Genomic DNA, 11,605 nt, shown 5'->3' with positions numbered 1-11,605 from the left:
GCTCGCTCACGTCACCGCCCCTCAGCATCCGCGCCACCCCGAGTGGGTGGCTGCCGAACATAGTTCGGCCCGGGTGGGCTGAACCTTCGAGATTCCATCACGACGAGTGTCAAAGAGAAAGCCCAGGTTGGGTCGGACTGGGAGTGTGGTGGGATGTTCATGACGTTTGACTGCAACGTGTCTTCCCGGAGCTACCCATAGTGACCAATTCTCCTGCCCGCGTCGTTCTGCTGGCCGGCCCCTCGGGGTCCGGCAAGTCCTACATAGCCCGGCGAGCCGGATTTCCTGTGCTTTGCCTTGACGACTTTTACAAGGATGGCGATGACCCGACCGTACCTCGAACGGCCGATGGTACGGATTGGGAGTCGCCTCAAGCCTGGGATTCTGCCATGGCGGTCGAGACGATCGCCCGCCTGGCCGAGACCGGTACGGCCGAAGTGCCGGTTTATGCAATTGGGGTAGATCAACGGATAGCCACTCGGCGCCTTGACCTGGCCGATTCGCCAATTTTTATGGCCGAGGGGATATTTGCCGCCGAGATCGTACGTGAGCTACGGGACCGAGGGCTACTGGCCGAGGCATACGCACTTCGGCGGCCACGGACCGTCACGTTCGCCCGCCGGCTCGGACGCGATCTGACCGAACGGCGCAAACCCCCGGCCCTCCTGGTACGGCGCGGACTCCAACTGCTGCGCGCCGAACCCGAGGTCCTGCGCCGTCAGGTCGCCCTCGGCTGCCGGGCCGCGAGCGCGGCGCGGATCGTCCGGGAGGTGCGGGCGATGGCCGGCGCCCCGGATGCGACCGGGACGCACGGCGAGCCCGCGATCAACGGACAGTGCAGTTGATCTAAGGAACGGCACATCAAGTCGTAACAGATCTTTTACAGCGCTCGCTCGGTGATCAACTTTGAGTAGGCCGGCTTGATCACTTCGTTGATGATCGAGAGGCGCTCGTCGAACGGGACGAACGCACTCTTCATGGCATTAATGGTGAACCACTGCATGTCGCTCCATCCGTAGCCGAACGCCTCGGAGAGCAGCGCCATCTCACGCGACATGGACGTACCGCTCATGAGTCGGTTGTCCGTGTTGACGGTGATCCGGAAACGCAGATCCTTCAACAGCCCGATCGGATGTTCCGCGATGGACGGCGCGGCGCCGGTCTGCACGTTCGACGACGGGCACAGCTCGAGCGGGATCCGCTTGTCCCGCACGTAGGCGGAGAGGCGGCCGAGCACCGGGTCGGTCCCGCCGGTGATGTCGTCGACGATCCGGACGCCGTGGCCGAGCCGGTCCGCACCGCACCACTGGATCGCCTGCCAGATCGACGGCAGGCCGAACGCCTCGCCCGCGTGGATGGTGAAGTGGAAGTTCTCGCGCTGCAGGTACTCGAACGCGTCCAGGTGGCGGGTGGGCGGGAAGCCCGCCTCCGCGCCCGCGATGTCGAAGCCGAACACGCCCGCGTCCCGGTGCCGGACGGCCAGCTCCGCGATCTCCTGCGAGCGCGCGGCGTGCCGCATCGCGGTGACGAGCGTGCCGATCCGGATGGTCCGGCCGGACGCGGCGGCCTCCGCTGCGCCGTCCCGGAAGCCGGCCAGCACGGCCTCCACCACGGCGTCCAGGCTGAGCCCGCGCTCCAGGTGCTGCTCCGGCGCGTAGCGGACCTCGGCGTAGACCACGCCGTCGGCCGCGAGGTCGAGCGCGCACTCCTTGGCGACCCGGTGCAGGCCCTCCTCGGTCTGCATGACCGCGACCGTGTGCGCGAACGTCTCCAGGTACCGCTCAAGCGAGCCCGAGTTCGCCGCGGTGACGAACCAGTCGCCGAGCGCGGCCGGGTCCGTCTCCGGGAGCGGGTGCCCGATCTCGTCCGCGAGTTCGACTATCGTTGCTGGCCGCAGCCCGCCGTCGAGGTGATCGTGGAGCAGGGCCTTGGGTGCTTTGACGATCTCGTCATAGGGGATTGCGACCATGGAAAGACACTAGTGCCCACCCCGGCGGAAGTACGGCCGGGAAAGGAAGACAGGCCGGTTTGAACACGTCCGTGCTCCCCTGGCTCCGCTGTCCGGTCTGTGCCGCACGCGGCGTGAACGCCCAGCTCACCCGCGACGGGAACGGGCTGCGCTGCCCCGCGGGACACAGCTTCGACAGCGCCCGCCAGGGCTACGTGACTCTGACCACCGGGCGGACCCCCCATTCGGGCGACACCGCGGAGATGGTGGCGGCCCGGGAGGACTTCCTGGCCGCCGGGCACTACGACTTCGTGGTGCACGCGCTCTGCGAGGCGGCGCGCACGGCGTACCCCGGCGTGGGGTTGATCGTGGACGCCGGCGCCGGGACCGGCCGTCACCTGGCCGGCGTGCTGGCGGGCCTGCCGGAGGCCGAAGGCCTGGCCCTCGACGTGTCGAAGCCGGCGTTGCGCCGCGCGGCCCGAGCCGATCCGCGGATCTCCGCCGCGCTTGCCGACACCTGGCAGGGGCTGCCGCTCGCGGACGGCGCGGCCGGCCTGGTGCTCAACGTGTTCGCGCCACGCAACGGCGCGGAGTTCCGGCGGGTGCTGCGCCCGGACGGCCGCCTGCTCGTGGTCACGCCGGAGCCGGCCCACCTGCACGAGCTGATCGCGGAGCTGGGCCTGCTGACAGTCGACCCGGACAAGCCGGAGAAGATCGCCCGCGGGCTGGGCGGCCACTTCACCGAGGTCGCGACGGCCACCCACACGGCCGTGCTGACGCTCCGGCCGGACGAGACCGCGGCGCTGATCGGCATGGGCCCCAGCGCCTGGCACAGCCGCGTCGACCCGGTGACGCTCCCGGAGCGCACAACTGTCACCGCGGCCGTCCGGATCAGCGCCTGGAAGCCGTCAGACTGACAGGTCGATCTCCTCCCAGCCCACCGGCGGCTCGTGGTACGGCCCGCGGAACACGATCGACCACTCGAGCGCCCACCGCCGCTGGCCGATCGCGTTCGCGTCTATCGCGCCGGGCGAGGGCAGCCCGAGCCGCTCCGCCTCCAGGTACCCGTAGTCAAGGCAGTAGTAGAGGTCGAGCAGCGCGGCCGCCTCCACCGCGTCGCGCGGCGCGACGAGCGTGCGGGACCGCCACTGCCGGTACGTCTCGCCTGCCGCGAGGTTCGGCAGCAGACCCATCAAGCGCCCGTCCGGCGGCTCCATCGGGTCCAGGTGCTTCGTCAGGCCCAGCACCCAGGCCAGCGCGAAGACCGCGTCGTGGTGCAGCACGAACGACCTGTGGTCGCCGCGCCCGCCCATGACGAACTGCCACTCCGGGCCGGTGACGCTCTCCACCAGGTGCGAGCCGAGCAGCCAGCTCATCGCGGCCTCGGGCGGCATGCCGAAACAGCGCGCAAGCACCACGTGCAGGATCGCCGCACGCGCCTCGATCTGGTCGGCGGAGCGCAGCTCCACCTCGTCACCGGGCTCCCACACAAGCGGAAACCCGTCGGGCGGCAACGGCAACTGCAGCCGGCGCAGCTCTTCGAGACTGGCCGCACGCACCGCCTGGGGGTCGGGAACGGCTAGGACCACAGCATCCTTCCCAATGGCGTCCTGCCCGGTGAGTCACGCGCGGCGCTCCCCCGCCTGCGGTGCACATCGCCGGGGACTGTCGACACAGCTCCCCACAATGCTCTCGGCGGGAAACCTTAGCTGGTCAGCGGCGCCTGCACCATGGGGAGTCCGATCCGTTCAATGATGAGCGGCGTCTTCTCGCCCGGGGTGTCCGAAATGGAAATTGCGCCGCGCGCCAGCTCGCGGGCCGTCTCGATCCGGGACGGGTCGTCCGCGCGCAGCTCCAGCAGCACCTGGCCGCGCCGGACCGGGTCACCCGGCTTCACCTTCAGCATGATGCCGGCGCCCGCACTGACCGCGTCCTCCTTGCGCGCCCGCCCGGCGCCGAGCCGCCAGGCGGCCACGCCGATGTCGTACGCGTCCATCGCGGTCACGTAGCCGTCGGCCTCGGCGACGAGCGTCTCGTTCTCCGGCGCGACCGGCAGCGGCGCGTCCGGGTCACCGCCCTGCGCGCGGATCATCTCCCGCCAGCTGTCCATCGCCCGGCCGCCGGCCAGCACGTCCGCCGGGTCCATGTCCGTCACGCCGGCCGCGGCAAGCATCTCGCGCGCCAGGATCAGCGTCAGTTCCACCACGTCCGCGGGGCCGCCGCCGGCCAGCACCTCGACCGACTCGGTCACCTCGACCGCGTTGCCGACCGCGAGGCCCAGCGGCGTGGACATGTCGGTAAGCACCGCGACCGTGTTCACGCCGTGCGCGCCGCCCAGCTCGACCATGGTGCGGGCCAGCTCGCGCGCGTCGGCCAGGTTCTTCATGAACGCGCCGGAGCCGACCTTCACGTCGAGCACGAGCGCACCCGTACCCTCGGCGATTTTCTTGCTCATGATGGAACTTGCGATCAGCGGGATCGCCTCGACCGTGCCCGTCACGTCGCGCAGCGCGTAGAGCTTCCGGTCCGCCGGGGCCAGGCCGTCGCCGGCCGCGCAGATCACGGCGCCGACGTCGCGCAGCTGGGTGCGGAACTCCTCGTTGCTCAGCCGCGCCCGCCAGCCCGGAATCGACTCCAGCTTGTCGAGCGTGCCGCCGGTGTGGCCGAGGCCGCGGCCGGACAGCTGCGGTACCGCGACGCCGCACGCGGCCACCAGCGGCGTGAGCGGCAGCGTGATCTTGTCGCCGACGCCGCCTGTGGAGTGCTTGTCCGCGGTGGGCCGGCCGGCCGCGCTCAGGTCCAGCCGCTCGCCGCTGGCGATCATCGCGGCCGTCCAGCGGGCGATCTCCGGGCCGGTCATGCCGCGCAGCAGGATCGCCATGGCCAGCGCGGACATCTGCTCGTCCGCGACCACACCACGTGTGTACGCGTCGATGACCCAGTCGATCTGGGCGTCGCTGAGCGTGCCGCCGTCGCGCTTGGCGCGAATGACGTCGACCGCGGCGAACTCAGTCATTCTGAAGCCTCTCGGTGAAAGCCGCCGGTTGATCGCCCTCGCCCGCCCACGACATCGTGCCCTCCGCGTCCACCACGACCACGCGGGGCGTCCGGGCCCGGCCCCACCGCACGCCCTCCTCGGTGTCCGGCCAGATCGGGCCCTCCTCAAGGATCCCGGCCCGCTGGTCCTCCGCGGAGCCGCTGGACCGGTCCCAGTACCCCGTCCACACCTGCCGGCCGCTGTCCACCTCCGGGTGGATGAAGACGGTTCCCTGGCCGATCCACTTGCCCAGCCGCAGCGGCACGCTCGGCGCCGGCGAGCTGGTCACCACGGCCAGGTCCGCGGGGCCGAAGCCGTGCGGCATCAGCTCCTCCATCAGCAACGGCGACGGGTACGCCTCGACCAGGCAGCTCGGCCCGCCGTTCTCCCACAGCAACTGCCGGCACCTGCCGCACGGCATGATCGGCTCGCCGGTCGCGTCGACGCAGGACAGCGCCACGATCCGCCCGCCGCCGCTCGCGTGCAGCTGGGACACCACGCCGCACTCCGCGCAGAGGGCGACGCCGTACCCCGCGTTCTCCACGTTGCAGCCGACCACCACCCGGCCGTCGTCGATAAGCGCGGCCGCGCCGACCGGGAAGCGTGAGTAGGGCGCGTACGCCCGCTGCATCACCTCGACGGCGGCGGCGCGCAACTCGGCCCAGTCGATCTCCATAGTCACGCCCTCAATCCTGACCTATGCACACGGTTCCGGGCGCCGCAACGAGAACCAGGCGCCCGGAACCGGCAACCCTAACTCTTGACGTAGGGCTTCCCGTCGGCGGCGGGGGCACGCACCCGGCCGACCAGGCCGGCCACCGCGATGATTGTCGCGATGTAGGGCAGCATGTTCAGGAACTGGCTCGGCACCGGACTGCCGATCGCGCTCAGGTAGATCGCCAGCTTGTTCGCGAATCCGAAGAACAGCGCCGCGAAGAGCGCGCCCACCGGCCGGAACCCGCCGAAGATCAGCGCGGCAAGCGCGATGAAGCCCGCGCCGGACGTCATGTTCTTGCCGAACGCACCTGTCGAGACGAGCGTGAAGAACGCGCCGCCGAGACCGGCCACCACGCCGCCGAGCAGCACGTTCAGGTAGCGGGTGCCGCGCACCCGGATGCCGACTGTGTCCGCCGCGGTCGGGTGTTCGCCGACCGCGCGGGTCCGCAGGCCCCACCGGGTCCGGCTCAGCCCGAAGTGGAGGACCGCCACCAGGATCAGCGCGATGTAGACGAGCGGGCTCGCGTTGAACAGCACCGGCCCGATCACCGGGATGTCGGCAAGCACCGGGATGCGCAGGTTCTGCATGTGCGGCGGGGTGTTGAACCCGGCCGCGTCGGTCTGCATCAGCCGCTCGTAGAGGAACCCGGTGACGCCGAGCGCCAGCAGGTTCAGCACGGTGCCGATGACCACCTGGTCGACCAGGAAGCGGATCGCCAGCACGGCAAGCAGCGCCGCGATGATCACGCTGCCGGTGATCGCGCCGACCACGCCGAGCCAGACGCTCGCGGTCATGGTGCCGACAAGCGCCGCGCCGAACGCGCCCATCAGCAGCTGGCCCTCGATGCCGATGTTCACCACGCCGGTGCGCTCGCAGAGCACGCCGCAGAGCGCGCCGAGGATCAGCGGCACCGCCAGGTCCAGCGAGCCGCTCGCGGTGTCCACCAGGGGCATGAAGCTGCCTGCCACCTGCCAGCACAGGAAGGACAGCACGAAGCCGAGCACGCCGGCGCCGAGAAGCACGTTGAACCAGCGCCGCGCCACGCCGGCCAGCAGGCCCGCACCGGCCGCGACGGTGACCGCCCCGAAGACGATCGCGCCGATCTTGCCGTTGATGCTCAGCGCCGCGCCCTCGGCGTCGTCGCTGAGCGTGAACCGCGCCTCCGCCGACTCCGCGATCAGGCCGAACACCACGGCGGCAAGCAGGCCGAGGCCGACCAGGACCGCGCCGGCCTTGCGCTCGCGCGTCCAGTACCTGCCGGGCGCCAGCTCGTCCGCGGTGAGAAGGGTCGTGGACATGGTCACCACCCCTTCGCGATGCTGGTCGACAGCCGGGCCGCACGCGCCGCCCGGAGCCGGAAGATGGCCTTCACCAGGGCGGGTGCCGCGATGAAGATGACGATGAGCGCCTGCAGCACGGTGACCAGCTCAAGCGAGACGCTTGCGTACGACTGCATCCGGTTCCCGCCCGCGCGAAGCGCGCCGAACAGGATCGCGGCCCACAGCACGCCCCACGGCTTCCCCCGGCCGAGCAGCGCGACGAGCAGGCCGTCGAAGCCGATGTTGCCGGCCACCTGGCCGTTCAGCGAGTAGCTGGTGCCGAGCACCTGGGTGGCGCCGCCGAGGCCGGCCAGCCCGCCGGAGACGACCATCAGCATCGTGTACGTCGCCGTGACGCTGATGCCCGCGGTCCGCGCCGCGTCCGGGTTGGCGCCGACCGCGCGCAGCTCGAAGCCGAACGTCGAGCGGTTGAGCAGCCAGGACACACCCCAGGTGGCGAGCGCGGCGAGCACGATGCCGAGGTGCACACGCTGGTCCCCGCCGATCAGGCCGGGCAGCTGCGCGGACGGGTCGACCGCCTTGCTGATCGCGTCGGTACGGTCCGGGTCGTGCACGCCGGGCTGCATGATGATCCAGCCCAGGAACAGGCCGGCGATGTAGTTGAGCATGATCGAGGTGATCACCTCGTGCGCGCCGAACCGGGCCTTCAGGATGCCGGGCAGGAAGCCCCAGAACGCGCCGCCGGCCATGCCCGCGACAAGCGCCACCACCAGGTGCACGCCGATCGGCAGCGGGATCAGGAAGCCGGCCGTGGCCGCCGCGATCGTACCCATGATCGCCTGGCCCTGGGCACCGATGTTGAACAGGCCGCCGCGGAACGCAAGCGTGACAGCGAGGCCGGTGAGGACGATCGGCGCCGCGTAGGTGAGCGTCTCGGAGATCGGCCGGAACACGCCGGACCCGGAGGCCTCCGGGTCGAAGACCGCGCCCTTGAACAGGTTCGCGTAGGCCTCGCTGACAAGCTCCCAGCTCGCGGAGAGCGCGTCACCCGGCCGGGCCGTGAAGTAGCCGTAGGTGGCCAGCACGTCCGGGTCGGAGATGATGATCAGCACGGCGCCGATGACCAGCGCGGCCACGATCGCCAGAACGGTCACGGTGACCGTGTTCGCCGACCAGATCGCCTGGACCATCCGCGCGGCCGCGTTCTCCTGCGGCTTCCGCGGAGCCTCGGTGCTCACGCCTGCTCCTCTTTCTCAGGGACTGATTTCTCAGGGACGGACTCGTCCTTCACCGGGGCGGGCTCGTCGACGACGCCGGCCATCAGCAGGCCGATCTTCTCCACCGGCGTGTCCGGCGCGACGATCGCAAGGATCCGGCCCCGGTACATCACCGCGATCCGGTCCGCGAGCCCGATCACCTCGTCCAGCTCGCTCGACACCAGCAGCACTGCGGTGCCCTGATCCCGCTCGTGCACGATCTGCGCGTGGATGAACTCGATCGAGCCGACGTCCACGCCGCGGGTCGGCTGGCAGGCGACGAAGAGCTTGAGCGGCCGGGACATCTCCCGGGCCACGATGACCTTCTGCTGGTTGCCGCCGGAGAGCGTGCCGACCGGCGCCTCCGGGGACGGCGTGCGCACGTCGAACTTCTCGATCCGCTCGACCGCGTTCGCCGCGATCCGCTGCGGGTTGAGGACCATGCCCTTCGCGTACGGCGCCTGGCTGTAGAGGTCGAGCACCAGGTTCTCCGCGACGCTGAACTCCTTGACCACGCCGTCGACGCTGCGGTCCTCCGGCACGTAGCCGACGCCGGCCCGCAGCACCTGCTTGGTGGAGCGCCCGGCCAGCGGCTCGCCCGCGAGCGAGACCGTGCCGGCCTCGATCTCGCGCAGGCCCATGATCGCCTCGATCAGCTCGGTCTGGCCGTTGCCCTGCACGCCCGCGACGCCGAGCACCTCGCCGGCCCGCACGGTCAGGTCCACGCCCGCGACCTGCACCGAGCCGCGGTCGTCGCGGACGGTCAGCCCGGCGACCTCGAGCACCGGCGCACCGGGCGTCGCCGGATCCTTCTGCACCTCGAGAACCACGTCGCGGCCGACCATCAGCGCGGCCAGCTCGTCCTTGCTCGCCTCCGGGGAGGCGGTGCCGACAGTCCTCCCGCGCCGGATCACGGTGATCCGGTCGGCGATCGCCTTCACCTCCTGGAGCTTGTGGGTGATGAAGACGATCGACTTGCCGGACGCCTTGAGCGTGCGCATCACCGCGAGCAGTTCGTCGGTCTCCTGCGGCGTGAGCACGGCGGTCGGCTCGTCCAGGATCAGCAGGTCGACGTTGCGGGTGAGCGCCTTGATGATCTCGACGCGCTGCTGCACCCCGACCGGTAGTTCCTCGACGAGCGCGTCCGGGTCGACGTGCAGGCCGTACCGTGCGGAGACGTCCTTGATCTCCCGGCGGGCGCGGCGCCGGTCGAGCCAGCCCAGCTTCCCGCCCCGGACCTGCTCGGCGCCGAGCATGACGTTCTCCGCGACGTCGAAGACCGGGATCAACATGAAGTGCTGGTGCACCATGCCGATCCCGGCCGCGATCGCGTCGCGCGGGCCCTTGATCTGGACGGCCTTGCCGTCGACGAGGATCTCGCCCTCGTCCGGCTGCAGCAGCCCGTAGAGCACGTTCATCAGCGTCGACTTGCCCGCGCCGTTCTCGCCGAGCAGGGCGTGAATCTCTCCCGGCTCCACCGTCAGGTCGATGTGGTCGTTGGCGACCAGGTCACCGAACCGCTTGGTGATGCCACGCAGTTCAAGCTTCAGGGCGGACCTCCTGGATCCGGTGCCTCAGCGGCGGTGGCCGCGTGGGGGTGAGGCGATGTCGGGCCGGCGATGCTGCGGGACACCCGGAGCCCGGGTGCTCTGCGGCCCCGCCGGAGACCACATCCGCACCGGCCGCCGCATGGGTGTCCACGCGACGGCCGGGTCGGCACAGCTCAGAGATTGTTACTTCGGCGCGGCGGCCGACTCAACCTTGATCTTGCCGGCGATGATGTCGGCCTTGAGGGCCTCGATCTCCGCCTTCAGCTCCGGGGTGACCTTGGAGTCGAACTCGTGGTACGCGCCGAGCGACACGCCCTCGTTCTCCAGGGTGCCCTTGTAACCGACGGCCGCGTCGAGCTTGCCGCCCTTGGCACCGGCCACGACGGCCTCCTTGACGCCACCGGACACGCTCTTGATGACCGTGCTCAGGAACGCGGAGCAGTACTGCGCCGCGACGTCACAGCCGTCCGAGTCGACCCAGATCACGCTGTACTTGCCGTTGGACTCCTTGGCCGCGGCCGCGGTGCCCAGGCCGGTGCCGCCGGCGACCGGCAGGATCACGTCCGCGTTCTGGCCGACGAACGTGTCGGAGATCGCCTTGCCCTTGGCCTGGTTGGTGAAGTCCTCCGCGAAGGTGCCCTGCTGGGTGGCCTTGTCCCAGCCGAGGACCTTGACGGTCTTGCCCTTGGCCTCGTTGTACTTCGCGACGCCGTCGACGAAGCCGTCCATGAAGATGGTGACCGGCGGGATGTTGATGCCGCCGTAGGTCGCCACGACACCAGTCTTCGAGTAGCCCGCGGCCAGGTAGCCGGCCAGGAACGACGCCTGCGCGGTGTCGAACTGCAGCGGGTAGACGTTGGTCTGGTCGGCGATCGCGGAGTCCACGATCGCGAACTGCGAGCCGGCGTTTGCGGCCGCGATCTTCTTCGTCGCGTCGGTCATCAGGCCACCGACCGCGAGGATGAAGTTGCACTTCTGGTTCACGAAGTCGGTCAGGTTGGGCTCGTAGTCCGCGATCGCGGACGAGGCCACGTACTTCGTCTTGACGTTCGACGCCTCAGCCTTGGCGGCCTCCATGCCGGCCCAGGCGGACGCGTTGAACGACTTGTCGTCGATGCCGCCGGTGTCGGTCACCATGCAGGCGCTGTAATCGGCGGCGGCGTCGCCACCCGCGGCGTTCTCCTCCGGAGCGTCGCCGCACGCGGCCAGGGCGAGCCCGGAGGCTGCCAGCACCGCAAGAATCTTAATCCCACGCGCAGTGCGCACAGGGGTCTCCTTCCAATGACCGCACACCGCACGTGCGGTGATCCCACGAGACGGAGAGCGTACGCTGCCCCAGGTCACGGGTTGGCCAACCGTGCACGACCTGTTGGACCACCGTTACCCGCGCGTAACTCTCCTGATCAACCTTGCACCGCAGATCAGGGGCCGCGTGGGCGAATTCGACACATGTAGCACGCTCGGTGACCGGCCAGACCGCCGCCGCACTGTGACACAACAGTGACCGAACAATAATCCGGCCCTGTGAAAAAAATTTACGAACCGGTAACGCGTGCCCTGCCCGCCGCGGCCCGCCACGCCCGTACTCCGAGCACTGCCACCGTCGTCCCGATCGCCAGCGACGCCACGATCAGCACGGCGTGCACCCACAGGAAAGACGTCGGCGTGCCACCGGCGAACGACCGCTCGTCGTTCCAGATCGCCAGCCCGAACCGCGGCCAGATCACCCAGTTCCACACCCCGACCAGCACCAGAAACGCCGCCCAGCCCCGAGATAGCACCACGCCCCGAGTATTCCACCCCTCAAGATCAAAAT

The 11,605-nt window shown here is 70.0% G+C and carries 11 protein-coding genes; 2 read left to right on the top strand and 9 right to left on the bottom strand.

The window, feature by feature from the left end:
* Positions 1-200 precede the first annotated feature (200 nt).
* Entirely contained in the window at positions 201-845 is a 645-nt protein-coding gene (locus ACIA8K_RS39930; protein WP_396068709.1) for a uridine kinase, read from the top strand.
* A 35-nt stretch (positions 846-880) separates the two neighbouring features.
* On the opposite strand, the gene ACIA8K_RS39925 is transcribed toward ACIA8K_RS39930, so the two are convergent.
* Positions 881-1,969: an adenosine deaminase gene (locus ACIA8K_RS39925; RefSeq protein ID WP_396068708.1), complete on the bottom strand. Its 1,089-nt coding sequence runs from the start codon at positions 1,967-1,969 to the stop codon at positions 881-883.
* Positions 1,970-2,028: 59 nt separating this feature from the next.
* Here ACIA8K_RS39925 and ACIA8K_RS39920 point away from each other — a divergent pair, with 59 nt between their 5' ends.
* Positions 2,029-2,865, top strand: coding sequence for a putative RNA methyltransferase (locus ACIA8K_RS39920; protein WP_396068707.1), 837 nt, complete (start codon positions 2,029-2,031; stop codon positions 2,863-2,865).
* On the opposite strand, the gene ACIA8K_RS39915 is transcribed toward ACIA8K_RS39920, so the two are convergent.
* From ACIA8K_RS39915 to ACIA8K_RS39880, 8 genes are all read right to left on the bottom strand, one after another.
* Positions 2,857-3,537, bottom strand: coding sequence for a DUF4272 domain-containing protein (locus ACIA8K_RS39915; protein ID WP_396068706.1), 681 nt, complete (start codon positions 3,535-3,537; stop codon positions 2,857-2,859). The genes ACIA8K_RS39920 and ACIA8K_RS39915 overlap by 9 nt on opposite strands.
* A gap of 116 nt (positions 3,538-3,653) precedes the next feature.
* The gene (locus ACIA8K_RS39910; protein WP_396068705.1) at positions 3,654-4,964 is read right to left on the bottom strand and encodes a thymidine phosphorylase; all 1,311 of its coding nucleotides are present in this window, start codon (positions 4,962-4,964) and stop codon (positions 3,654-3,656) included.
* On the bottom strand, positions 4,957-5,661 hold the full coding sequence (locus ACIA8K_RS39905) for a cytidine deaminase (RefSeq protein ID WP_396068712.1): 705 nt from the start codon (positions 5,659-5,661) through the stop codon (positions 4,957-4,959). The genes ACIA8K_RS39910 and ACIA8K_RS39905 overlap by 8 nt, the downstream gene beginning before the upstream one ends.
* 77 nt (positions 5,662-5,738) lie before the next feature.
* On the bottom strand, positions 5,739-7,001 hold the full coding sequence (locus ACIA8K_RS39900) for an ABC transporter permease (RefSeq protein WP_396068704.1): 1,263 nt from the start codon (positions 6,999-7,001) through the stop codon (positions 5,739-5,741).
* A gap of 2 nt (positions 7,002-7,003) precedes the next feature.
* Positions 7,004-8,221: an ABC transporter permease gene (locus ACIA8K_RS39895; protein ID WP_396068703.1), complete on the bottom strand. Its 1,218-nt coding sequence runs from the start codon at positions 8,219-8,221 to the stop codon at positions 7,004-7,006.
* Complete coding sequence (locus ACIA8K_RS39890) at positions 8,218-9,729, bottom strand: ABC transporter ATP-binding protein (protein ID WP_396068711.1); 1,512 nt, start codon at positions 9,727-9,729, stop codon at positions 8,218-8,220. The genes ACIA8K_RS39895 and ACIA8K_RS39890 overlap by 4 nt, the downstream gene beginning before the upstream one ends.
* A 243-nt stretch (positions 9,730-9,972) precedes the next feature.
* The gene (locus ACIA8K_RS39885; protein WP_396068710.1) at positions 9,973-11,037 is read right to left on the bottom strand and encodes a BMP family protein; all 1,065 of its coding nucleotides are present in this window, start codon (positions 11,035-11,037) and stop codon (positions 9,973-9,975) included.
* Between the two features lie 287 nt (positions 11,038-11,324).
* Positions 11,325-11,573: an SCO4848 family membrane protein gene (locus ACIA8K_RS39880; protein ID WP_396068702.1), complete on the bottom strand. Its 249-nt coding sequence runs from the start codon at positions 11,571-11,573 to the stop codon at positions 11,325-11,327.
* Positions 11,574-11,605: the final 32 nt, after the last annotated feature.

This window comes from Catenuloplanes sp. NPDC051500 (assembly GCF_044454585.1).
GTDB lineage: Bacteria > Actinomycetota > Actinomycetes > Mycobacteriales > Micromonosporaceae > Catenuloplanes.
This window is presented reverse-complemented; position numbering and strand designations above follow the sequence as displayed.